The sequence below is a fragment of the Streptomyces sp. NPDC037083 genome (assembly GCF_055606485.1).
In genome coordinates, this window is record NZ_JBVJSQ010000017.1 from 113,466 (window position 1) to 136,025 (window position 22,560).

Consider the following 22,560-nt stretch of genomic DNA (forward strand, 5'->3'; position numbering starts at 1 on the left):
TCACACGTCCCGGACCGCCCGCCGGACCGCCCCCCGGGCCCCGCGGTGGGGGCCCGCCGCGGGGCCCGCCGAAAAAGTTCTCCGAATCCGCGTAATGGTTCCGGGTCCACGCCCTCTCCACTCGTACGGGCCCGTCCGAGAGCCCGCCCGAAGGCACGTACGACAGCCGTACCGAGAGGAGAACGACATGCATCACACCGTGGTGGAGCGCGAGCTGGAGCTGAAGCTCATCCTGTCGCCCGAGCGCAGCATCCGGGTCCCGGCCCGGCTCGGCTACCGCGGCGACGACCCGTTCGCCGTCCGTGTCACCTTCCACATCAACTCCGAGCAACCGGTGGCCTGGACGTTCGCCCGCGAGCTGCTGGTCGAGGGCGTGTTCCGGCCGTGCGGACAGGGGGACGTGCGGGTGTGGCCGACGAAGGCGGACGGTCGCAGCGTCGTGCTGATGGCGCTGAGCTCGCCGGACGGCGACGCCCTTCTGGAGGCGCCGGCGGCCCAGGTCTCGGCCTGGCTGGAGCGGACGCTGCGGGCGGTGCCGCCGGGGACCGAGGGCGAGCGGCTCGGCATCGACGACGCTCTGGCCGAACTGCTCGCCCCCACTCCCGCGGACGACCTGTCGCTGCCCCACCCGTGGCCGGGCGACGACTGCGGAGAGGGAAGTGAGTGAGCCGGTGAGCGGGAACGGCCGGGGGCCGCGACCGTCGGCCGGGCGACCACGGCGGCGGGCGCCCGCCCCCGCGGGGGCGGCGGCGGCCCGGCCGCGGCGCACGGTCAGAACAGCTTGCCCGGGTTGAGGATGCCCAGCGGGTCGAACGCCGCCTTGACCGCGCGCTGCATCTCCACGCCCACCGGGCCGATCTCGCGCGCCAGCCACTCCTTCTTCAGCACGCCGACGCCGTGCTCGCCGGTGATGGTGCCGCCGAGTTCCAGGCCGAGGCCCATGATCTCGTCGAAGGACTCGCGGGCGCGCCGGCACTCGTCGGGGTCGGCCGCGTCGAAGCAGACCGTGGGGTGGGTGTTGCCGTCCCCGGCGTGGGCGACGACCCCGATGGTCAGCCGGTGCTTGTCCGCGATGCGTTCGACGCCTTCGAGCATCTCGCCGAGCCTCGACCGGGGCACGCACACGTCGTCGATCATCGTGGTGCCCTTGACGGCCTCCAGCGCGACGAGCGACGACCTCCGTGCCTGGAGCAGGAGTTCGGACTCGGCGAAGTCGTCGGCGGGGACCACCTGCGTGGCGCCGGCCGCCTCGCACAGCGCGGCGACGGCGGCGAGGTCCGCGGCCGGGTCGGGGGTGTCGAAGGCGGCGAGGAGCAGCGCCTCGGTGGTCTCGGGCAGGCCCATGCGGGTCAGCTCGTTGACGGCCCGGACGGTCGTGCGGTCCATCAGTTCGAGGAGGGACGGCACGTGTCCGCCCGCCATGATGCGGCACACCGCGTCGCAGGCGGCGGCCCCGGACGCGAACTCGGCGGCCAGCACCAACTGCTGCGGCGGCTGCGGCTTCAGCGCCAGGATCGCCCGCACGACGACGCCCAGCGAGCCCTCCGAGCCGACGAACAGGCGGGTGAGGTCGTAGCCGGCGACGCCCTTGGCCGTACGGCGGCCGGTGGACATCAGTCGTCCGTCGGCGAGCACCACGTCCAGTCCGAGGACGTACTCGGCCGTCACCCCGTACTTCACGCAGCACAGGCCGCCCGAGGCGGTGCCGATGTTGCCGCCGATCGTGCACGTCTCCCAGCTCGAGGGGTCGGGCGGGTAGTACAGGCCGTGTTCGCCCACCGCCCGGGACAGGACCGCGTTGACGACGCCCGGTTCGACGACGGCGATGCGGTCGACCGGGTTGATCTCGATGACCCGGTCCATCTTCGTCAGGGACAGGACGATGCAGCCCTCGGTGGCGTTGGCGGCGCCGGACAGGCCGGTGCGGGCGCCCTGCGGGACGACCGGGACGCGCAGCTCGGTCGCCGTGCGCATGACGTGCTGGACCTCTTCGACCGTGCGCGGCAGCACGACGACGGCCGGGGCCCCGGCCGGGCAGAAACTGGCCATGTCGTTGGCGTAGGACCCCGTGACGTCCGGGTCGGTGAGGACGGCCTCGGCGGGCAGGCCGGCCAGCAGACGGTCGAGGAGGTTGCCCGTCACCTCGTCACGCGGCGCTTCCAAACGGCTCATGATCACAGGTTCGCACCCGGGGCCATCGGTGTGAACCCCGCCCGCCCGGCCCTTCCCGCGACGTCATGCGGTCGTCGTACTGGCGCACAGTGAGCGCCATGGAGAAGGTCTCTCGGTTTCGTCTGCGGCCGCTGGTGGGCTCGCTCGTGGGGTGTCTCGTGCTGGGCGGCGGGATGCTGGTGTGTCTGCCCGGTGAGGAGCCGTCCGGGGCTCCCGGGCCCGCTCCGGGGGCGCAGGCGGGCGCCGCGGTCCGTGCGGGGTCGCCGGCCGCGCTGTCGGACCTCGCGGTGCTGATCGAGGAGCGCGAGCGCCGGGTGCGGGCGCATCCGAAGGACGCCCGGTCCTGGGCGGTGCTCGGCACGGCCTACGTCGAGCAGGGCCGGCGCACCGCGGACGTGGCCGTGCTGTACCCCAAGGCGGAGCGGGCGCTGCGGACCTCTCTGAAGACGCGGCCGAAGAACAACCCCGAGGCCCTCGACGGCCTGGCGGCGCTGGCCAACGCGCGCCGTGACTTCCGGGCGGCGCTGGCCTGGGGCGAGGCCGCGCACAGGCTGGCGCCGAAGCGCTGGACGACGTACGCGCAGCTGATCGACGCCCACACCGGGCTCGGCGACCACAAGAAGGCCCGCCGGGCCCTGGACCGGCTGACGGCGCTGCACCCCGGGCCCGTCGCGCGGGCGCGGGCGGCGGGCGTCTACTGGGACCGGGGCCGGCGCGAGGACGCGCAGGCGGCGCTGGCGGACGCGGCCGCGGCCGCGCCGTCCCCGGCCGAGCAGGCGGCCTGGCTGGAGCGGGGCGGGCAGCTCGCCTGGGAGCGCGGTGAGCGGGAGAACGCGCTGCGGCACTTCGAGGCGGCGGTCCGGCTCGACCCCGACCAGCGGGCCGCGCAGGCCGGGCAGGGACGGGCTCTGGCGGCTCTGGGGCGCACGTCGGAGGCGCTGAACGCCTACCGGATGGCGTTCGCCAAGCAGCCGTTGCCGCAGTACGCGCTGGAGCTGGGCGAGCTGTACGAGTCGCTGGGGCTCGCCCGGGCGGCGCGGGTGCAGTACGACCTGGTGCGGACGCGGGTCCGGCAGGAGGCGGCGGGCGGGGTCGACGGGGACCTGATCCTGGGCCGGTTCGAGGCGGACCACGGGGACGCGGCCCTGGCGGTGCGGCGGCTGCGGGCCGAGTGGCGCAGGCAGCCGGGGATCGCCGTCGCGGACGCGCTGGGCTGGGCGTTGCACCGGGCCGGCGAGGACGAGGAGGGCCTGCGGTTCGCCGTGATCGCCACCGACCGGGAGCACGGGGGTACGGTGCGCAGCGCGCCGTACGTCTATCACCGGGCCATGATCGAGCGGGCGCTGGGCAAGGAGGGGCCGGCCCGGCGTCACCTTCAGGAGGCGCTGCGGATCAACCCGTACTTCTCGCCGCTGCTCGGGCCGTCGGCCCGGGCAGCGGCCGCACAGCTGGGCGACGAGCCGGCTCCGGCGGAACTGCCTTCCTAATTACAGGTTTCCGCGCTTGGCCTGCTCGCGCTCGATCGCCTCGAACAGGGCCTTGAAGTTGCCCTTTCCGAAGCCCATCGAGCCGTGGCGTTCGATGATCTCGAAGAAGACGGTCGGCTTGTCCTGGACCGGCTTGGTGAAGATCTGCAGCAGGTAGCCGTCCTCGTCGCGGTCGGCGAGGATCTTCAGCTCGCGCAGGGTCTCGACGGGGACGCGGGTGTCGCCGACCCATTCGCCGAGGGTGTCGTAGTACGAGTCGGGGGTGTCGAGGAACTGCACGCCGCCCGCGCGCATCGTGCGGACCGTCTGCACGATGTCGTTGGTGTTGAGCGCGATGTGCTGGACGCCGGCTCCGCCGTAGAACTCCAGGTACTCGTCGATCTGGGACTTCTTCTTGGCGATGGCGGGCTCGTTGATCGGGAACTTGACCTTCAGGGTCCCGTCGGCGACGACCTTCGACATCAGGGCGGAGTACTCGGTGGCGATGTCGTCGCCCACGAACTCCTTCATGTTCGTGAAGCCCATGACCTTGTTGTAGAAGCCGACCCACTCGTCCATCCGGCCGAGCTCGACGTTGCCGACGCAGTGGTCGATGGCCTGGAAGGTGCGGTGGGCCGGGGGCTCGACGATCGGGGCGGCGGTCACGTAGCCCGGGAGGTAGGGGCCGTCGTAGCCGGAGCGGTCGACGAGGGTGTGGCGGGTCTCGCCGTAGGTGGCGATGGCCGCGAGGACGACCGTGCCGTGCTCGTCCTTGAGCTCGTAGGGCTCGGCGACCGAGCGCGCGCCGTGCTCGATCGCGTAGGCGTACGCGGCACGGGCGTCCGGGACCTCGATGGCGAGGTCGACGACGCCGTCGCCGTGCTCGGCCACGTGCCGGTCGAGGAAGTGGCCCCAGGTGCCGGCGGCCTTGATGACGGACGTGAGCACGAAGCGGGCCGAGCCGTTGGTGAGCACGTACGAGGCGGTCTCGCGGTTGCCGGTCTCCGGTCCGCTGTAGGCGACCAGCTTCATGCCGAAGGCGGTGGAGTAGTAGTGCGCCGCCTGCTTGGCGTTGCCCACGGCGAAGACGACCGCGTCCATTCCCTTGACCGGGAAGGGATCGGCCTGCCGGGCGGTGTCGGGAGTGTGGTGTGTGGTCTGCGTCATAACGGAAGCCTCGCCCCCGTCGGCAAGGTGCGCAATAGTTCGCTTCATCGCTGGGCAATGTGTGCAGCGGTACGGCGGTTTCGGCGGGCTTTCTGTACAGGGTGACCAGATCGGAGGCGGACGGCATGGGGATCGATCGTCTGGACGGCCGGATCATCGTGCTGCTGGCACGGGAGCCGCGGCTGGGGGTGCTGGAGATGTCCCGGCGGCTGGGGGTGGCCCGCGGGACCGTGCAGGCGCGGCTGGACCGGCTTCAGTCGAACGGAGTCATCCGGGGCTTCGGGCCGCAGGTCGATCCGGCGGCGCTCGGCTACCCGGTCACCGCGTTCGCCACGCTGGAGATCCGGCAGGGGCAAGGGGCCGACGTCCGGGCCCACTTGGGAACCGTGCCGGAGGTGCTGGAGCTGCACACCACGACCGGCAGCGGGGACATGCTGTGCCGGCTGGTGGCGCGCTCCAACGCCGATCTCCAGCGGGTCATCGACCGGGTCGTCGGTTTTGATGGCATTGTCCGGGCCTCCACCGCGATCGTGATGGAGAACCCCGTTCCGCTGCGGATCATCCCGCTGGTGGAGCAGGCCGCGGACGACCGGGAAGGGCCTGGCAGACCTGTGGGGTGAGCGCGCGTGAGCTTCTGGGAGTACCTGGACAACCGTCACCAGCAGCTGCTCGCCGACGCCGGTCAGCACGCGAGCGTGGTCTTCCAGTGCATGGTCGTCGCGACCCTGGTCGGGGTGCTGACCGGGGTCGTCGCCCACCGCAGCGCCTGGGCGGGCGGTCTCGCCACCACCGCCGCCTCCACCGTCCTGACCGTGCCCTCGCTGGCCATGATCGGTCTGCTGATCCCGGTGGCGGGACTCGGCGTGCCGCCGACGGTGATCGCGCTGACGCTGTACGGGCTGCTGCCGATCGTGCGGAACTCGATCGTCGGGCTGCGCGGCGTCGATCCCTCCCTGGTGGACGCGGCGAAGGGCATCGGGATGTCCCGGCTGACGCGGCTGGCCCGGGTGGAGCTGCCGCTGGCCTGGCCGCCGATCCTGACCGGGATCCGGGTCTCCACGCAGATGCTGATGGGCATCGCCGCCATCGCCGCGTACGCCTCCGGGCCCGGCCTGGGCAACGAGATCTTCCGCGGCATCGCCTCGCTGGGCAGCAGGAACGCCCTCAACCAGGTGCTCGCGGGCACGCTCGGCATCATCGTGCTGGCCCTGCTGTTCGACGCCGGGTACGTCCTCATCGGACGGCTGACGATTCCCAGGGGGATCCGTGTCTGACTCGCACGGCGCGTCGATCGAGCTGGAGAACCTCACCAAGCGCTACCCGGGCCGCCCCGAGCCGTCGGTCGACGACGTCTCGATGAAGATCGGGGCGGGTGAGACGGTCGTCCTCGTCGGGCCCTCGGGGTGCGGGAAGTCGACCACCCTGAAGATGATCAACCGGCTGATCGAGCCCAGCGGCGGACGGATCCGGATCGGCGGCGAGGACGTCACCGGCATCGACCCGGTGAAGCTGCGACGCAAGGTCGGCTACGCGATCCAGTCGTCCGGTCTCTTCCCGCACATGACGGTCGCGCAGAACATCGCGCTCGTGCCGAGGATGACGGGCTGGCCGAAGGCGCGGATCCGGGAGCGCGTGGCGGAGATGCTGCACCTGGTCGGGCTGGACCCCGGCGAGTTCCACGGCCGCTACCCGCGCCAGCTGTCCGGTGGGCAGCAGCAACGGGTGGGCGTGGCGCGGGCGTTGGCGGCGGATCCGCCGGTGCTGCTGATGGACGAGCCGTTCGGGGCGGTCGACCCGGTCACCCGCGACCACCTCCAGGACGAACTGATCCGGCTCCAGAACGAGCTGCACAAGACGATCGTGTTCGTCACCCACGACTTCGACGAGGCCATCAAGCTGGGCGACCGGATCGCGGTGCTGCGCGAGCGCTCGCACATCGCCCAGTTCGACACCCCGGAGGCGATCCTCACCAACCCGACGGACGACTTCGTGTCCGGGTTCGTGGGGGCGGGGGCGGCGCTGAAGCGGCTCAACCTCAGCCGGGTGCGGGACGTGGAGGTCACCGGCTACCCGACGGTGACCGTGCACGACCCCCTGCAGACCGTCTTCAACAGGCTGCGCTCCAGCGGCACCAACGAGATCCTGCTGCTGGACGGACAGGGCCGGCCTCACAGGTGGCTGCGCCGCGGTGACCTGATGCGGGCCCGGGGCTCCCTGGCGCGGGCCGGAACCCCGGTCCTCGGCACCGTGACCCGGGACGCCACGCTGCGCGACGCGCTGGCGGCGGTCCTCACGGACAGCGCCGGGCGGGTCGCGGTGACGGGACGGCGGGGCGAGTACACCGGGGTCGTCGACATGGAGACGCTGATGAACTCCGTGCACGCACTGCTGGAGGCCGACCGGCTGGAGGCGCTGGAGACGCGACACGAACCGCAGGAGGCCGGGGCCGTGCCGACGCACGCCGTCCAGCGGGACCCGGCCCGGGAGACGACGGCGTGAGCGCCCCCGAGCTCGACGACCTGCTCGACGATCCCCTGGACGGACGCCCGGACGCCCGGCTCGACGCGCGGCCGGAGGAGCGGGGCGACGACCGGCCGAGGGAGCGGGCCGAGGAGCAGGCGGAGCCCGCGGTCCCGCCGTCCGCTCCCCCGGGACGACGCCTCACCCGGCGGAAGCTGACGCTCCTGCCCGCCTTCCTGGTCGCCGTGCTGCTGGCGACCTGGCTGTGGTTCGAGCAGGCGGACCTGGACGCCGTCTCCCGGAACGCGCTGTCCGGCGGCCAGGTGTCCAAGGCGCTGTGGCAGCACGTCGAGCTGACCGTGATCTCCACGTTCTTCGTGCTGGTCATCGCGATCCCGCTGGGCGTCCTGCTGACCCGGCACAGGTTCCGCAGGGCGGCCCCCGTCGCACTGGCCCTGGCCAACACGGGGCAGGCCACCCCGGCGATCGGCCTGCTGGCGCTGCTGGTGATCTGGCTGGGCATCGGCCGCCGGGCGGCCCTGGTCGGCATCATCGCCTACGCCGTGCTGCCCGTGCTCTCCAACACCGTCGCCGGGCTGAAGGCGAACGACCCGACCCTGCTGGAGGCGGCCCGCGGGATCGGCATGTCCCCGTTCGGGGTGCTGTCCCGGGTGGAGCTGCCGCTGGCCGTCCCGCTCGTCCTGGCCGGCGTCCGCACGGCGCTCGTCCTGAACGTCGGCACGGCGACCCTAGCGACCTTCGGCGGGGGCGGCGGCCTGGGCGTGCTGATCACGGCCGGCATCACCAACCAGCGCATGCCGGTGCTGGTGCTGGGCTCGATCCTCACCGTCGCCCTGGCCCTGCTGGTCGACTGGCTGGGCTCGCTGGCCGAGGTGCTGCTGCGGCCGCGGGGACTGGAGACGGGCGCATGAGGAGGGGGACGGGAGGCGGGCGCCTGCGCAGGGTGTGCCGGCCGGCCGGGGCGCTGCTGCTGGCCTGCGGCTGCGGGCTGTCCAGCGGGTCCCCCATGGTCGACGAGGTCTCGCCCGGCTCGATCGGACGGGGCGAGCCGCTGGAGGGCGCTCAACTGACCGTGACGTCCAAGTCGTTCACCGAGAACCTGGTCCTCGGCGCGATGATCGGCATCGCCTTCCGGGCGGCCGGCGCGGACGTGCTGGACCGCACCGGCATCCAGGGCTCCCTCGGCAGCCGCGAGGCGGTCCGCAGGGGCGACGCCGACGCCATGTACGAGTACACGGGCACGGCGTGGATCACCTACATGGGCAACGGCGAGCCCATCGCCGACCCGCGCCGGCAGTGGCAGGCGGTGCGGGACGCCGACCTGGGGAACGGGGTGACCTGGCTGCCGCCGTCCCGGCTGGACAACACCTACGCGCTGGCCACGAGCCGGGCCAACGTGAGGAAGCACGGAACGCGGACGCTGTCGGAGGTGGCCGCGCTGTCGAAGTCGGACCCCGCCGCCGTGACGCTGTGCGTGGAGGGCGAGTTCGCCAACCGGACGGACGGGCTGCCGGGCATGGCGAAGGCGTACGGGCTGGACGTGCCGGCCTCCCGGATCACTCAGATGGACACCGGGATCATCTACACCCAGGCGGCGAAGGGCAGTTGCTCCTACGGGGAGGTGTACACCACCGACGGCCGCATCAGGTCGATGGACCTGGCGGTGATGGACGACGACAAGGGCTTCTTCCCGCACTACAACGCGGCCCCCGTGATCAACTCCGCGACGCTGAAGAAGTGGCCGGCGATCGCGGACCTGCTGAACCCGATCACGAGGAAGCTCGACAACACGGTCGCGCAGGAGCTGAACGCCCGGGTGGACGTCGACGGGGAGGATCCGCACCAGGTGGCGCTGGAGTGGATGAAGGACCAGGGGCTCGTGAAGTAGCCGGTCAGCAGCTCGGGACCGAGCCCTTGCCCTTCTCCAGCGCGACCAGCGCCTCGATCGCACCCTTGAGTGTGCTGACCGGGACCAGCCGCAGCCCCTTGGGCAGCTCGGACTTCGCGTCGCCGCACTCGTCCCTGGGCACGAGGAACACGGTCGCCCCGTCCCGCCGGGCGGCCTGCGTCTTCAGGGCGACGCCGCCGACCGCGCCGACCTTGCCGTCGGCGTCGATCGTCCCCGTCCCGGCGATCGTGCGGCCGCCCGTGAGGTCGCCGCCGCTGCCGTCGCCGTCGAGCTTGTCGACGATGCCGAGCGAGAACAGCAGCCCGGCGCTCGGCCCGCCCACGTCCGACAGCTTCAGCGTGACCTTGACGTCGTCGTCGCCGAGGTGCAGGTACGCAAGAGCGGCCTCGGTCGCGGCGTCCTGGGACTTCTGCATCTGCTCGGTGTTGTGCTGCTCGATCTCCTTGGTGCTCTCCCCGCTGGGGTAGACGGAGTCACGCGGCATGATCGCCTGGTCGGAGCGGAACCAGCCGTCGATCACGTCGGAGAGCCTGACGTCGGTGTCGGGGTTGGTCGCCTCGATCGTCGTCATCCGCAGCTGCCCGCTCGTCTGCCGGGTGGGCGCGCCGGAGACCGTGATGATCTGGGCCCCCTTGTTCTCGCCGAGGACGTTCGCCGTCATGCCCGGCTGCGCCACCGAGAACGGCAGCGGCGCGAACGCGGCCGTGGCGAGCAGCGCCACGAGGGGCAGGGCGCAGACAGCGAGGGCCTGGGGGCGTGAGAGGCGTGAGAGCACGGAGTAAATCTAACGCGCCCCCATCTCGCCCCCGCGGCTGACCGCACTCCGGCCCACGAGGGCCGCACTCCGGCCCGCGCCCGTCCGCGCGCGTCCCGGCCGCAGGTCGTGGACGGCCCGCAGATCGTGGGGCCTGCCCCCAGGTCGTGGGCGGCCCGCAGATCGTGGGGCGGGCCGCAGGTCGTGGGCGGCCCGCAGGTCGTGGGGCGGGCCGCAGGTCGTGGGCGGCCGGTGGTCAGCGCAGGGCCTCTGCCACCTCCCGTGCCGCGTCCACGACCCGCTGGCCCACCCGCTCGGGCACCGCGTCGGCCAGCATCACCACGCCCACGCTGCCCTCGACGCCGGTGACGCCCAGCAGCGGGGCGGCCGCGCCGCTCGCGCCGGCCTCCAGTTCACCGTGCGTCAGCGTGTAGCCGGGCTCGTCGGCGGGACGCGCCGTCTTCTGCCGGGCGGAGAGGATCGCCCGGCCGGCGGCACCCCGGTCCAGCGGGTGGCGGAACCCGGCCCGGTAGGCCACGTGGTAGTCCGTCCAGCTCGGCTCGACGACGGCGACGGCGAGCGCCTCCGTCCCGTCCACCAGCGTCAGGTGCGCGGTCGCCCCTATGTCCTCGGCCAGCGAGCGCAGCGCGGGCAGCGCGGCCTCCCGCACCAGCGGATGCACCTGCCGGCCCAGCCGCAGCACACCGAGGCCCACCCGGGCACGTCCGCCCAGGTCACGTCGTACGAGGGCGTGCTGCTCCAGCGTGGCGAGCAACCGGTACACGACGGTCCGGTTCACGCCCAGTTTGTTGGAAAGCTCGGTCACGGTCAGCCCGTGGTCGGTGTCGGCCAGCAGCTTGAGGACCTTCAGTCCTCGATCGAGCGTCTGGGAGGTCTCCGCGGTCACGACGCCCACTCCTTCAGTGGTGAGGTCGGCGGGCCCCCGTCGCGGCGGATTGCGTCACAGAGTCCCGTCAGTGACGCGCTTCAGAGGCCGCCGATCGACAGACGGCCCCGGCGTGTCCGGGGCCGGTCGCTTCACGGCTGCGCTCCGCGGCGGCGCTGCCACGGGGCGTGTGCGTAGCGGGACAGTAGCGAAGCAGGTTCGCTGAGCGGAAGGCTCCGTCCAGAATCCGGTCAGTGGCCGGTATGGACTACCTGCATTTATCCCTATACGTACGGAGCGGGGCCGCACGGCGCGCGCCCCCGCCGGGGGCGCACCCTCACCGGACACGGCCGTCACTTCACGTCGTCCCCGACGGCACGGCCACGGCTTGCGCAGCCGTCACCTCATCCGGGTCGCCCACTCCTGCACCTTGGCGATCCGCTGCCGCAGCTGTCCGGCCGTCGCCTCCGCGCTCGGCGGTCCGCCGCACACGCGCCGCAGCTCGGTGTGGATCACGCCGTGCGGCTTGCCGCTCTGGTGGACGTACGCGCCGACCATCGTGTTGAGCTGCTTGCGCAGCTCCATCATCTCCTTGTGGGAGACGACCGGCCGCCGCTCGGCGGGCAGTTCGAGCAGGTCGGCCTCGGTGTCCGGCTTCTTCCTGCTGTGCGCGATCTGCTTGGCCTGCCGCTTCTGCAGCAGCATCTGCACCTGGTCGGGTTCGAGCAGTCCCGGGATGCCGAGGTAGTCCTGCTCCTCCTCGCTCCCGGGGTGGGCCTGCATGCCGAACTCGGCGCCGTTGTACATCACCCGGTCGAAGACGGCCTCGGACTCCAGCGCCTCGAACGCGAACTGCTCCTGCTCGCCGGTGTCCTCGTCCTGCTCCTTGTTCGCCTCGTCCATCTCCTTCTCGGACTCGACGTAAGGGTCCTCCTCGCCCTCCTTCTTGGGCTTGTCGAGGACGTGGTCGCGCTCGCGCTCCATCTCGTTGGCGAAGCCGAGCAGGTCGGGCACGGTCGGCAGGAAGACGGACGCGGTCTCGCCGCGCCGCCGGGACCGCACGAACCGTCCGACGGCCTGCGCGAAGAAGAGCGGCGTGGAGATGGTGGTGGCGTACACCCCGACCGCCAGCCGCGGCACGTCCACGCCCTCCGACACCATCCGCACCGCGACCATCCAGCGGTCGTTGCTGCCACTGAACTCGTCGATGCGGTTGGACGCGCCCGTGTCGTCGGACAGCACGAGGGTGGCCTTCGACCCGGTGATCTCCCGGATGAGCTTGGCGTAGGCGCGCGCGGAGTCCTGGTCGGAGGCGATGACGAGCGCGCCGGCGTCCGGGATGGCCTTCCTGACCTCGGTGAGCCGCTGGTCGGCGGCGCGCAGCACGCTCGGCATCCACTCGCCGCGCGGGTCGAGGGCGGTGCGCCAGGCCTGACTGATCGCGTCCTTGGTCATCGGCTCGCCGAGCCGGGCGGCGATCTCGTCGCCGGCCTTCGTCCGCCAGCGCATGTTGCCGCTGTAGGAGAGGAAGATGACGGGCCGGACGACGTTGTCGGCGAGCGCGGACCCGTACCCGTAGGTGTAGTCGGCGGCGGACCGCCGGATCCCGTCGTTGCCCTCCTCGTACGTCACGAAGGGGATGGGGTTGGTGTCGGACCGGAACGGCGTGCCGGTGAGCGCGAGCCGCCGCGTGGCCGGCTCGAACGCCTCCAGGCACGCCTCGCCCCACGACTTGGAGTCACCGGCGTGGTGGATCTCGTCGAGGATGACGAGGGTCTTGCGCTGCTCACTGCGGTTGCGGTGCAGCATCGGGCGTACGCCGACGCCCGCGTACGTCACGGCGACACCGTGGTAGTCCTTGCTGAGCGGCCCGGCGCTGTACTCGGGGTCCAGCCGGATCCCTATCCGCGCGGCCGCTTCCGCCCACTGCTTCTTCAGGTGCTCGGTCGGCGCGACCACGGTCACCTGCTGCACGACATGGTGGTGCAGCAGCCAGGAGGCGAGGGTCAGCGCGAACGTCGTCTTGCCGGCGCCGGGGGTGGCGACGGCGAGGAAGTCGCGTGGCTGCTCCTGGATGTACTTCTCCATCGCCCCCTGCTGCCAGGCGCGCAGCTTGCTGGCGGTGCCCCATGGGGCACGGCCGGGAAAGGCGGGCGACAGGTGGTGGGAGGAGCTGGTGGCAGCGGTGGTAGTCACGGTCTCCGGGTTCGGGGTCGAATCAAGAGGGTCCGCGCGAAGCGCGTCGGATAGGGCGGTGGCGGGTGGCGGGCGTCTCTGGGTGCGAGAGGACTCGGCTACGTATGACAACCGGGCCACCCTACCGGCGGCCCGGCGGTGTCAACGCGCGAACAAGGCCGGGTCGGCCGTGGGTGGGACCCAGGTCACAACGCCCTCAGCCGTTCCGCGATCGCCGACACCTCGGACTCCGCGCCCGACGCCACGTCGATGACCAGGGCGTACGCCCCGTCCTGGGCGCAGCCGGCGAGGTCGACGCCGTGCAGCGCGAGAAACGTCGCCGCGGCCAGCCACGCGGCGCGTTTGTTGCCGTCGACGAGGGGGTGGTTGGCGGCGATCGCGTGCAGGAGGGCGGCCGCCTGCTCGTGGACGTCGTCGTAGGCGGCCGTGCCGAACATCCGGGCCCGGGGCCGGTGCACGGCGGAGGCGAGCAGATCGGGCGCACGCGCCTCGGGCGCACTCCCCCCGAACGCGATCCGCGCGATCTCGGTGACCTCGGCGACGGTGAGGTGCCGGGTGGGCGCAGGGACCGGGTGACTCACTCCCCCAGCCTCCTCAACAGGTCGGCGTGGGCCTCGGCAAGCCGCTCGGCCTCGGCCCGCACCCGCGCCTCCTCGTCCCGCAGACGCGCGCACACGGCGTCCCGTGCGATGTCCTCGGGCCGGCAACCGGCGGCATCGGCGAGGTCGGCCAGGGCACGGCCGACCTCAGGGGGCAGGCTGACGGTGTACATGGGGGGAGATTAGAAGGCGGGCGAGCGGGGGGCCACGGGTTTAGGGGCGGGCGGGTCAGCGGGTTCAGCGGCTCGACGGGTGTGGGCGACTCGGTGGCTCAGCGGGCCCAGCCGGGGTCGGCGACTCCGGGGCTCAGCAGGTCCAGCCGGGGTCGGCGACTCCAGGGCTCAGCGGGCCCAGCCGGGGTCGGCGACTCCAGGGCTCAGCGGGCCCAGCCGGGGTCGGCGACTCCAGGGCTCAGCGGGCCCGGCCTCACGGTTGCCGCTCGTGGAGGCGGGTGGTGACCCAGGCTCCGACGAGGGCCACCGCGGCCATCGGCAGGAAGACGGCGGCGAAGGCGGCCGGATGGGAGGCGCCGTCCGCGGCCGTGGCCGCCGTCGTGTGCGCCACGCTCCCACCGCCGAGCGTGGCGAAGGCGGCGCCGCCCGCGGACAACAGCAGCACGTTGGAGAGGCCGTCCGAGATCTGCAGGGCGGCGGAGTTGGCCCCCGCCTCGTGCGGGGCGGACAGCTTCAGCAGCAGCACGCTGGTGGAGGAGATGACGAGCCCCATGCCGAAACATCCGAAACCCCAGGCGACGGCCACGGTCCAGGCGGGCACGGCGGAGATCAGCACGCTGGGCGCCGCGGCGATGGCGGCGGCCGCCAGCACCATCCCGAGCGCCATCAGCCGTTCCCGGTACGGCTCCGCCCACGGCCTCGACTGCACCCACGATCCCAGCGCCCAGGTGCCGCCGCCGGCGGCGAGCGAGAACCCGGCCAGGGTCGGGCTCAGCCCCCGCTCCGTCACGAGCATCAGGGGCACGAAGGACTCGGCGGCGATGAAGGAGCCGGCCGCGACACCGCGCAACAGCACCACGGACGGCAGTCCGCGAGCCGCCCGCCACGTGCCGCGCGGAAGCAGCCCGAGCACGGCGGGCACGAGCAGCGCGAGCCCCGCCGCGGCCGGCGCCGCCGACACGGGCCGCAGGTCCTGGGCGGCGTACTGCAGGAGCCCCGCGCCGAGGGAGATCGCGAGCGCGAGCCGGATCCGCCGCCGGTCGAAGGCCGCGGCGGCCGTCCCCTCCACGGGCCCGCCGGCCCGCTGCCGTATCCGGGGCAGCGCCAGCGCGAGCGGCAGAACGACGAGGGCGGGTATGCCCAGGAAGACCCACCGCCAGCCCAGTTGCTCGGTCACCGCACCGGCGGCCAGCGGCCCGACCACGGACGGCACGACCCAGCAGGCGGCGAACGCGGCCATGATCGCGGGCCGCAGCCGTTCCGGGTAGGCGCGCCCCACGACGACGTACAGCGCGACGATCACCAGCCCGCCGCCGAGTCCCTGCACGGCCCGCCCGACGATGAAGACCCACATGACCTGGGCGCTCCCGGAGAGCAGCAGCCCCGCCGCGAAGGCCGCGATCCCGCCCGCCAACGACCCGAGCGGCCCGCGCCGGTCCGACCACTGCCCGGCGAACACCATCCCGAACAGGCTCGTCGTGAAGTACCCCGAGAACGCGAACGCGTACACCGACACCCCGTCGAGCTCCCGCGCCGCGACCGGCATCGCGGTCCCCACGGCGGTCGCCTCGAAGGCGATGAGCAGCACCACGGAGACGATCCCGACGGTGAGGGCCCGATGCGACCGCCCGAGGACGCCCTCGTCGGCCTTCTGCTTCGCGGCGAGGGACAGGACTTCGTCTGCGACACCGGTGTCGCGGGGTTCGAGGGCGGCCATGGTCGTCAGCGTAAGGTGCACGGCCGACATTGACCCCTGTCGGAGGACCGGTCCGCACCCGGGACCTTGGTCGTACGACCCCGGCCCGCCACCCGGGTTTCATGAACGGCGTATGGCAGTCCCGTTGCAGCCCCCGCGCCGCCCTTGAGCCCCTTCCCTCCGCCCCCGTACGGTCGACGTACCAAGTTCGGACGGGGGCCCACACCCCCACCCCGGCCCGGCCGTGTGCCCGAGTGGCTTAGGGACTCGCCTGCAAAGCGAGTTACGCGGGTTCGATTCCCGCCATGGCCTCCACTGCCTGACCAGGCAGAAAGAGAGGGCGGCGCTCCTTCGGGGGTGCCGCCCTCCTGGTCGTCCGTCTCGGTTGCGGTCGTCGGGACGCCGGGGGCCGGGTGCGGCCACGGTCTGTCCTCCGCCGTGGACAGGGCGCACCGGGGCCGCCCGGCGGGCCCGGGTCAGGCGCGCAGGCCTCCGCCCGCCTCGTCCTCGAACATCTGCGGCCAGTAGCGTCGGCCGTCGTCCGTGGGGGTGTTCCGGACCGGGGTCGGGTCGCAGGCGACCGGGTCGACGGCGGCCAGGGTGCGGCACATCGTCTCGGCGAGCTGGTCGTAGGCCTCGGTCAGGGTGTGCACCGCGTCCAGGGCCCGCTCGCGACGGATCAGCCAGAGGGTGAAGGCCAGGGTCGAGATGTCGGCGTTGAGCGGACGCAGGACGAGGTCCGGCTCGCTCCAGCTCAGCACCGCGCCCGTGCCGCCGTCGAGGACCAGGCTCGTGCCCTCGAGGAGGCGGCCCAGGCGGATCAGCCGGTCGGCGTCGGCCGGGATCCGCTGCTCGGCCGGGACGCCGCTGCGGTCGTCCGCGCAGTACTCGTCACCGATGCGGTCGCCGGCGCGGTACTCGGCGAGGGTCTGCAACGGCGTGTCGGTCTCCAGCGAGAACCAGACGACCTCCTCCGGAAGCCCCCTCTCGCGCAGGAAGCGGCGGGTCGGGGCGTGCGTGAGCGCCCTCGGGATGTCGACGTCCTCGAAGCGGACGACCTCGCCGGAGCCGAACTCCTCGTCCAGCAGGCGGACCGGCAGGTCCAGGGCCAGACCGGACGTGGTGCCCGGGCCGGCCACCAGGGCCAGCGGGCGGATCACCGCCGCCAGCTTCCAGAAGAGGCCGGCCGGGCCGGACGGGCCGTCGGGGCCCTGCGCGCTCTCCGCGCCCGCCTCGAACACCGCCAGCAGCTGCCGGGACGCCTCCGCCACCGCCTTCGGACCGAGCCGACCGGCGTAGGAGGCGAACTGGCCGCGCAGGGCCGCCAGTTCGTCCACCGCAGTCGCGAAGCGCACCAGCTTCTCCAGGGAGGGCGCGAGCGGGCGCAGGTCCATCAGGTCGGGGCGGTCGTGCAGGAAGTACGTCGTGGAGATCTCGCCCGTCACCCCGTCGAGCAGGACGGACTCCGTCTCACGGCCGTCGGCCCCCAGGATCCCGCCGATCACCAGGCGGTCGCGCACCGCCGCCGCCAACCGGCCCTCGGGGTCGCCCGTGGAGTCGGCGACCGTGCGCAGGCCGTCCGTGCGCAGCGCCTCGAACGTCATCAGAGCGCCGTCTCCCGGCAGGCCCGGCAGGCCGGGGCCGGTCAGCCAGCGGCGCGTCGGCGCGTGTGTGACGTAGGGGTTCAGCTCGTCCTCGGTGAAGGTGATCGTCGTCGTGGCGGTGGTGGTCCTGGTCGTGCTCATCGGTCCCCCGTGCGGAAAGTTGCGTGCGCCGTCCCACTGCTCCGCAGCCTATGCGGACCCACTGACAACGGCCCCGACCAGCGACAGCACCCAGCACACCCGACACCGGTCCCCCGCTGACAGACGTCAGCGCGCCCTGGTGCGTTCCCGCCCCGCCGCGATCACCCGAGATCGGAAACTCGGCGGATCCTTCGGCCGCGGCGGATCCTTCGGGCCCACGCCCTCACGTGAAGTAGACGCCGCCGAGCACCACGGCCACCGCCGCGGCGACGAACAGCAGGATCCACGCCGGCAGCCTGCCCACGCCCGGCGGGGGCTCGTAGCGCTGTCCGGCGGCCGGATCCGGCTCGCTCACCGGTCCGTGACCACCGCGGCCTGCGGCCTTATCGGAAGCCGGTTCACCGGGCGGCCCGTCGCGGCGCGCACGGCGGAGGCGATCGCCGCGGGCGAGGTCACCACCGGGACCGCGCTGGCCGCCTTCGCCCCGAACGGCGCGACCACGTCCCGCTCCTCGACCAGCTTGACGATCCTGATGTCCGGGGCGTCCAGGGCCGTGGGCAGCGCGTAGCCGGTGAGGTCGGGGTGGCGGATCAGGCCGCGCGGGGTGCGCAGGTTCTCCGTGAGCGCGATGCCGACGCCCTGCGTCACGCCCGCCTCGATGCGGGCGGTGAGCTGCGCCGGGTTCAGGATCCGGCCGACGTCCTGGGCGATCGCGAGTTCCACGACCCGCACCGAGCCGAGCTCGATGTCGACGTCCACGACCGCGCGGATCGCGCAGAAGGCGAGGCCGACGAAGGCGTCGCCCTGGCCGGCCGCGTCCAGCGGCTCGGTGGGGTGCGGGCGGCACTGCGCGGTCGCCCACAGCTCCTTGCCGTGCAGTTCCTCCGTGACGGTCGTCGACAGGACGCCGTCGTACGAGGTGATCTTGCCGTCGGTGATCTGCAGCAGCTCCGTGGACATGCCGAACTTGTGCGCCAGGGGCTGCAGCAGCTGTGTGCGGACCATCTTGGCCGCGCGTTCCACCGCGCCGCCGGAGACCCAGGTGTGGCGGCCGCGGCAGCCGGGGCCCGCGGGGGGCTGGTCGGTGTCGACGGGGGCCACGTGCACCTCGTCCACACCGAGCGTCTCCTGGACGATCTGACGGGCCAGCGTGGTGAAGCCCTGGCCGGTCTCCACCGCCGCGCACAGGACCGTCGCGACGCCGTCCTGGACCTTCACGGTCGCCGTGGAGACCTCGTCGGCGCCCTCCGCGCCCAGCATGTGCACCATGCCGAGGCCGTAGCCCACGCCCCGGCGCACCGCGCCCGGCTCGCCCGCGCCCTCGGGGCCGCCGGGCAGCAGCCAGTCCTCCTCGGGCGTGTCCTTGGGGAGTGCGGGGAGGGGGAACTCCTGGACGGCCTGGAGGAGTTCGGCCACCGGGGCCGGGCAGGTCACCGTCTGGCCGGTGGGCAGGACGTCGCCGGTCGCCATGACGTTGCGCAGCCGCAGCTCCGCCGGGTCGACGCCGAGCTTCCTGGCCAGTTTGTCCATCTGCGCCTCGTAGGCGGCGCACACCTGCATCGCGCCCTCGCCGCGCACATGGCCCGACGGCGGGTTGTTCGTGCGCACCGCCCAGCCCTCGATGAAGGCGTTCGGGACGACGTAGGGGCCGCAGGCGAAGGAGACGGCGGCGGCCAGTGCCTCGGCGGAGGTGTCGGCGTAGGCGCCCGCGTCGAGCAGGATCTGCGCCTCGACCTTCACCAGCCGGCCGTCGGCGTCGGCGTGGTGGCGGTAGCGCAGCAGGGTGGGGTGCCGGTGGGCGTGGCCGAGGAAGGACTCCTCGCGCGTGGCCGTGAGTTTGACCGGGCAGCCGGTCTTCAGCGCGAGCAGGCCGAGCGGGAGTTGGAAGCCCTGGTCCTCGCGGTCGGCGGTGGCGCCGGGCACGCCGGTGACGACGATCTTCACCCGTTCGGGTTCGAGGCCGTAGCAGGCGGCGGCCGTGTCCCGGTCGGTGTGCGGGTCGGTGGAGGCCAGGTAGAGCTCCACGCCGCCGTCGGGGCGGGGCACGGCCAGGCCGGCCTCGGCGCCGATCGGGGCGGGGTCGGCGCGGCCGATGCGGTACTGGCCCTCGACGACGATCTCGCCGGACGCGGCCGGGTCGCCGTGGTGCAGCGGGATGTGCCGGATCAGGTTGCCGTCGGGGTGCAGGGCCTCGGCCTCGAAGGCCAGTTCGGGGTCGATGACCGGGTCGAGGATCTCGTACTCGACGATGACGGCCGCGGCGGCCATCCGCGCGGTGTCCGGGTGGTCGGCGGCGACGGCCGCGATGGGCTCGCCGTGGTGGCGTACGACGTCGGAGGCGAAGACCGGCCGGTCGGCCTTGCCGCGGCCGTGCAGGGCGCGGCCGGGGACGTCCTCGTGGGTGACGACGGCCCGTACGCCGGGCATCTCCCGCGCGTGGGAGGTGTCGATGGACACGATGCGTGCGTGCGGGTGCGGTGAGCGCAGCACGGCCGCCCACAGCAGGCCCTCGGCCCACAGGTCGGCCGCGTACGGGAAGGTGCCCTCCGTCTTCGCGCGCGCGTCGGCGGGCTGCAGGGAGGCGCCGATGCCGTGTGGGATGGGCTCGGGGGCGGGGGCCGCCTCCGCGGGGCTCGTCGCGGTGGCTGCTTCGTTGCTCACGCCTGGCCTCCGTCCTGACCCTGTCCGTATGCCGGGTCGTGCGGGTGGGGCTGTGCCGGGTTCTCGAACGCCGACACGTGGACGCCGCCCGCGCCCGGGCCCGCCTGGTGGGGGATACGGGCCTCGTCGCCGTCCGTCTCGGCCTCGGCGGCGGAGTGCGCCTCGCGTTCGGCCACGACGTCCTGGACGGCCCGCAGGACGCCCCGGTAGCCCGAGCAGCGGCACAGGTTGCCGCACAGGGCCTGCCGGGCCTCCAGCTCGGTGGGGGCCGGGTTGCCCTCCAGCAGGTCGTGCACGGTCATCGCCATGCCGGGCACGCAGAAGCCGCACTGCACGGCCCCGCACCGGGCGAGCGCCCGCTGCACGTCCGAGGGCTGTCCGTCGACGGCGAGGCCCTCGACGGTGCGGATCTCGCTCCCGGCGGTGGTGACGGCCGGGACCAGGCAGGAGGCGACGAGCCGGCCGTCCACCTGGACGTTGCAGGCCCCGCACTCGCCCTGCGAGCAGCCGTCCTTGGCGCCCGCGAGGCCGAGGCGCTCGCGCAGGACGTAGAGCAGCGACTCGCCGATCCAGGCGTCGGTGACGGGCCGGTCGGAGCCGTTGACGCGCAGCACGTAGGCGGCGAGGGGGTGTTCCTCGTGGAACGGCGGCGGTGCGTCGCCTGGGGCGTCGGCCGCCTCGGGCTCCGGGGTCGCCTCCGCGTCGCGCGGGGTGTCGTCGGGGGCGGGGGCGTCCTCGCGGGCGTCCGCCGGGGCGGGGGCGTCGGCCTGCGCGGCGGGTTCGCCGGTCGGCCCGGCGGCCCCGTGGGAGGCCTCGGCGGGCTCGTGGACGGCCCCGTGGGCGTGCTCCGGGTCGCCGGCGGCCCCGGCGCTCCCCTCGGCCTCGGCGGCCCGCTGGGCGGCCTCCAGGGGGCCGTTCGGGGACACCGTGTACGCCTCGGCGGAGACCTCCGGCGCGAACGTCCCGGCCGGGTGGGCGTGCCGGCCGGCGTGGTCGTCGGCCGGGCGGTGCCGGTCGGGGTCCGCGGCCGTCGGGTCGTGCTGCGGCGGGTGTCCGGTGCCGTGCGGGGGCGTGTGCTCCGGCGCGTGGCCGAACCGCCGGTCCGTCTCCGGTCGCGTGGCCGCGTCGGCCTCGTCCGCGGGGTGCGCCCAGGACTGGTCCGCCGGGTCGGCCGGACCCGTCGCCCAGGGTGCGGCCGCGCCGCCGGGCAGCGTGGCCGGGGGCGTGCCGCCGCCCCACTGCTCGACGAGGGACGACGTGGTGAACTCGCCCGACTCGTCGGGCAGGTCGCCGCCCGCGACGGGGATCGACCACTGTCCGGTGACGTCGTGGCCGGGCGCGGACTGCGGCCCGCCGGGGGCCGCCGAGGAGTCCTCGAAGGCCCACTGGCCGGTCGCGCCGGGGTGGTACGTGAAGCGGTCGTCGCCGACCGTCTGCGGGGTGTCCTGCGCGACGGGCCAGTCGCTGCCGCCGGCCGGGGCGGCCCAGGCCGCGGAGGCGTCCTCGGGGAGCGCCGCCGTTATCTGCGGCGGCACGTACCCGTGGCCCGGCGCGGCGAGCGGGCTGTCCCCGCGGCCGGCCAGGAGGGCGTCGATGCCGCCCTCGGGGAGCTTCACGAAGGCGGTCGCGCCGTCGTCGTAGTCCCCCTGGGGCAGCGGGTCCCAGCGGCCGCCGCCCTGCGGGGCGCCCTGGCCCTGCCCTTCGTCCTGTCCGTGTCCGGGTCCGTGCTGGTCGTCGGTCACGACAGCGCCCTCCCCAGTGCTCGTCGGGCCAGCGCGGCGACGGTGCGCCGCAGGTGCAGTACGGCGGGCGGAAGTTCCGGTACGGAGCCGTCCACGTCCGGCGCCGGGTCGGGGATGCAGGCGGCCGCGACGTACTCCCCGAAGGCGGTCAGGGCCTCGGGGACGATCGTGCGGCTGTTGTCCCAGTCGATCAGCCGGGCGACCCACTGCTCGGCCTCCAGGGGCCGCAGCGGCATCGGCGCTATGGCGCCGACGGCGCACCTGACGCCGCGCCGGGCGGGGTCGAGGACCAGCGCCACGGAGGCCACCGCACGGCCCGGGCCGGTGCGGCCGGTCGCCTTGAGGAAGACCTGCGGGGCGTGCAGCAGCGGCACGCGCACGTACCCGATGAGTTCGCCGCCGCGCAGCATCTCCATGCCGGCCAGCAGGTGCGACACCGGGATCTCCCGGCGGGCTCCGCCGGGGCCCGCGATGATCAGGGTCGCCTCCAGCGCGGCCAGCACCGGCAGCGCGTCGCCCGTGGGGGCGGCCGAGGCGATGTTGCCGCCCAGGGTGCCCGCGTTGCGGATCTGCGGCGGTCCCGCGGCGCGCGCGGCGGCGGCGAGCGCCGGGATGAGGGCGGCGAAGTCGGGGCGGCCCATGCGCGCGTGCGTGAGTCCGGCGCCGAGCAGCGCGTGGCCGTCCTGGTACTGCCAGCCGCGGATCTCGCTGATCCGGCCGAGGCCGACCAGTCCGGCGGGTCTGAGCTGTCCCGAGTTGACGGCGGCCATCAGGTCGGTGCCGCCGGCCACGGGCACGGCGGCGGGCATCGCGGCCAGCGCCGCCACGGCCTCGTCCAGTGACGTGGGCAGCGTGACGGCCTGCGCCGCCTGCGGTGCGTGCGTGCTCAAAACCGGCTGCCCCTTCCCGCTGC

20 protein-coding genes and 1 tRNA gene are annotated in these 22,560 nt (G+C 73.7%); 8 read left to right on the plus strand and 13 right to left on the minus strand.

What is annotated here, in order from left to right:
• The first annotated feature begins 187 nt into the window (after positions 1–187).
• Positions 188–667 (plus strand): SsgA family sporulation/cell division regulator, encoded by a 480-nt coding sequence (locus ACZ7DE_RS35795; protein WP_470768577.1) that lies wholly within the window; start codon positions 188–190, stop codon positions 665–667.
• Positions 668–771: 104 nt separating this feature from the next.
• On the opposite strand, the gene ACZ7DE_RS35800 is transcribed toward ACZ7DE_RS35795, so the two are convergent.
• A complete protein-coding gene (locus tag ACZ7DE_RS35800; RefSeq protein WP_470768578.1) occupies positions 772–2,178 on the minus strand; it encodes an FAD-binding oxidoreductase in 1,407 nt (468 codons plus the stop codon).
• A 92-nt stretch (positions 2,179–2,270) separates the two neighbouring features.
• On the opposite strand from ACZ7DE_RS35800, the gene ACZ7DE_RS35805 reads away from it, so the two are divergent.
• A complete protein-coding gene (locus ACZ7DE_RS35805) occupies positions 2,271–3,659 on the plus strand; it encodes a tetratricopeptide repeat protein (RefSeq protein WP_470768579.1) in 1,389 nt (462 codons plus the stop codon).
• Here ACZ7DE_RS35805 and hppD read toward each other — a convergent pair whose 3' ends face one another.
• Entirely contained in the window at positions 3,660–4,805 is a 1,146-nt protein-coding gene (gene hppD / locus ACZ7DE_RS35810) for a 4-hydroxyphenylpyruvate dioxygenase (RefSeq protein WP_470768580.1), read from the minus strand.
• Positions 4,806–4,930: 125 nt separating this feature from the next.
• Between hppD and ACZ7DE_RS35815 the strand changes: the two genes are divergently transcribed.
• Genes ACZ7DE_RS35815 through ACZ7DE_RS35835 form a run of 5 tightly spaced genes read left to right on the plus strand, consistent with a single transcriptional unit; the run spans position 4,931 to position 9,174 of the window.
• The gene (locus ACZ7DE_RS35815; protein WP_470768581.1) at positions 4,931–5,425 is read left to right on the plus strand and encodes an Lrp/AsnC family transcriptional regulator; all 495 of its coding nucleotides are present in this window, start codon (positions 4,931–4,933) and stop codon (positions 5,423–5,425) included.
• 6 nt (positions 5,426–5,431) lie between these two features.
• A complete protein-coding gene (locus ACZ7DE_RS35820) occupies positions 5,432–6,079 on the plus strand; it encodes an ABC transporter permease (protein ID WP_470768582.1) in 648 nt (215 codons plus the stop codon).
• A complete protein-coding gene (locus tag ACZ7DE_RS35825; RefSeq protein ID WP_470768583.1) occupies positions 6,072–7,304 on the plus strand; it encodes a betaine/proline/choline family ABC transporter ATP-binding protein in 1,233 nt (410 codons plus the stop codon). Before ACZ7DE_RS35820 ends, ACZ7DE_RS35825 begins: the two co-directional genes overlap by 8 nt.
• A gap of 35 nt (positions 7,305–7,339) precedes the next feature.
• On the plus strand, positions 7,340–8,197 hold the full coding sequence (locus ACZ7DE_RS35830; protein ID WP_470768656.1) for an ABC transporter permease: 858 nt from the start codon (positions 7,340–7,342) through the stop codon (positions 8,195–8,197).
• Positions 8,194–9,174 carry a glycine betaine ABC transporter substrate-binding protein gene (locus tag ACZ7DE_RS35835; RefSeq protein WP_470768584.1) on the plus strand — a complete coding sequence of 327 codons (981 nt, stop codon included), beginning with the start codon at positions 8,194–8,196 and terminating at the stop codon, positions 9,172–9,174. Before ACZ7DE_RS35830 ends, ACZ7DE_RS35835 begins: the two co-directional genes overlap by 4 nt.
• A gap of 4 nt (positions 9,175–9,178) precedes the next feature.
• Here the strand turns inward: ACZ7DE_RS35835 and ACZ7DE_RS35840 are convergent, their stop codons facing one another.
• The 6 genes from ACZ7DE_RS35840 to ACZ7DE_RS35865 form a co-directional block, all read right to left on the minus strand.
• The gene (locus ACZ7DE_RS35840; RefSeq protein ID WP_470768585.1) at positions 9,179–9,970 is read right to left on the minus strand and encodes a YlbL family protein; all 792 of its coding nucleotides are present in this window, start codon (positions 9,968–9,970) and stop codon (positions 9,179–9,181) included.
• Between the two features lie 235 nt (positions 9,971–10,205).
• Entirely contained in the window at positions 10,206–10,856 is a 651-nt protein-coding gene (locus ACZ7DE_RS35845) for an IclR family transcriptional regulator (protein ID WP_108999699.1), read from the minus strand.
• A 378-nt stretch (positions 10,857–11,234) separates the two neighbouring features.
• A complete protein-coding gene (locus tag ACZ7DE_RS35850) occupies positions 11,235–13,031 on the minus strand; it encodes a DEAD/DEAH box helicase (protein ID WP_470768586.1) in 1,797 nt (598 codons plus the stop codon).
• A 185-nt stretch (positions 13,032–13,216) separates the two neighbouring features.
• Positions 13,217–13,612, minus strand: coding sequence for a type II toxin-antitoxin system death-on-curing family toxin (locus ACZ7DE_RS35855; RefSeq protein ID WP_470768587.1), 396 nt, complete (start codon positions 13,610–13,612; stop codon positions 13,217–13,219).
• Entirely contained in the window at positions 13,609–13,803 is a 195-nt protein-coding gene (locus ACZ7DE_RS35860; RefSeq protein WP_470768588.1) for a hypothetical protein, read from the minus strand. The genes ACZ7DE_RS35855 and ACZ7DE_RS35860 overlap by 4 nt, the downstream gene beginning before the upstream one ends.
• A gap of 253 nt (positions 13,804–14,056) precedes the next feature.
• On the minus strand, positions 14,057–15,520 hold the full coding sequence (locus tag ACZ7DE_RS35865; protein ID WP_470768589.1) for an MFS transporter: 1,464 nt from the start codon (positions 15,518–15,520) through the stop codon (positions 14,057–14,059).
• A gap of 219 nt (positions 15,521–15,739) precedes the next feature.
• Here ACZ7DE_RS35865 and ACZ7DE_RS35870 point away from each other — a divergent pair.
• Positions 15,740–15,814, plus strand: a tRNA-Cys gene (locus ACZ7DE_RS35870).
• Positions 15,815–15,975: 161 nt separating this feature from the next.
• On the opposite strand, the gene ACZ7DE_RS35875 is transcribed toward ACZ7DE_RS35870, so the two are convergent.
• From ACZ7DE_RS35875 to ACZ7DE_RS35895, 5 genes are all read right to left on the minus strand, one after another.
• Positions 15,976–17,244: an SUKH-4 family immunity protein gene (locus ACZ7DE_RS35875; RefSeq protein ID WP_470768590.1), complete on the minus strand. Its 1,269-nt coding sequence runs from the start codon at positions 17,242–17,244 to the stop codon at positions 15,976–15,978.
• Positions 17,245–17,467: 223 nt separating this feature from the next.
• Positions 17,468–17,599, minus strand: coding sequence for a hypothetical protein (locus ACZ7DE_RS35880; RefSeq protein WP_470768591.1), 132 nt, complete (start codon positions 17,597–17,599; stop codon positions 17,468–17,470).
• A complete protein-coding gene (locus ACZ7DE_RS35885; RefSeq protein ID WP_470768592.1) occupies positions 17,596–19,905 on the minus strand; it encodes a xanthine dehydrogenase family protein molybdopterin-binding subunit in 2,310 nt (769 codons plus the stop codon). The genes ACZ7DE_RS35880 and ACZ7DE_RS35885 overlap by 4 nt, the downstream gene beginning before the upstream one ends.
• Complete coding sequence (locus ACZ7DE_RS35890; RefSeq protein WP_470768593.1) at positions 19,902–21,647, minus strand: (2Fe-2S)-binding protein; 1,746 nt, start codon at positions 21,645–21,647, stop codon at positions 19,902–19,904. Before ACZ7DE_RS35890 ends, ACZ7DE_RS35885 begins: the two co-directional genes overlap by 4 nt.
• Positions 21,644–22,537 (minus strand): FAD binding domain-containing protein, encoded by an 894-nt coding sequence (locus ACZ7DE_RS35895; protein WP_470768594.1) that lies wholly within the window; start codon positions 22,535–22,537, stop codon positions 21,644–21,646. The genes ACZ7DE_RS35890 and ACZ7DE_RS35895 overlap by 4 nt, the downstream gene beginning before the upstream one ends.
• Positions 22,538–22,560 lie beyond the last annotated feature (23 nt).

What these genes read in the sequence shown, in the direction of transcription:
- ACZ7DE_RS35860 (WP_470768588.1), bottom strand. Translation starts at nt 13,803, where the DNA reads ATGTACACCGTCAGCCTGCCCCCTGAGGTCGGCCGTGCCCTGGCCGAC.
- hppD (WP_470768580.1), bottom strand. Translation starts at nt 4,805, where the DNA reads ATGACGCAGACCACACACCACACTCCCGACACCGCCCGGCAGGCCGAT.
- ACZ7DE_RS35835 (WP_470768584.1), top strand. Translation starts at nt 8,194, where the DNA reads ATGAGGAGGGGGACGGGAGGCGGGCGCCTGCGCAGGGTGTGCCGGCCG.
- ACZ7DE_RS35815 (WP_470768581.1), top strand. Translation starts at nt 4,931, where the DNA reads ATGGGGATCGATCGTCTGGACGGCCGGATCATCGTGCTGCTGGCACGG.
- ACZ7DE_RS35875 (WP_470768590.1), bottom strand. Translation starts at nt 17,244, where the DNA reads ATGAGCACGACCAGGACCACCACCGCCACGACGACGATCACCTTCACC.
- ACZ7DE_RS35865 (WP_470768589.1), bottom strand. Translation starts at nt 15,520, where the DNA reads ATGGCCGCCCTCGAACCCCGCGACACCGGTGTCGCAGACGAAGTCCTG.
- ACZ7DE_RS35795 (WP_470768577.1), top strand. Translation starts at nt 188, where the DNA reads ATGCATCACACCGTGGTGGAGCGCGAGCTGGAGCTGAAGCTCATCCTG.
- ACZ7DE_RS35805 (WP_470768579.1), top strand. Translation starts at nt 2,271, where the DNA reads ATGGAGAAGGTCTCTCGGTTTCGTCTGCGGCCGCTGGTGGGCTCGCTC.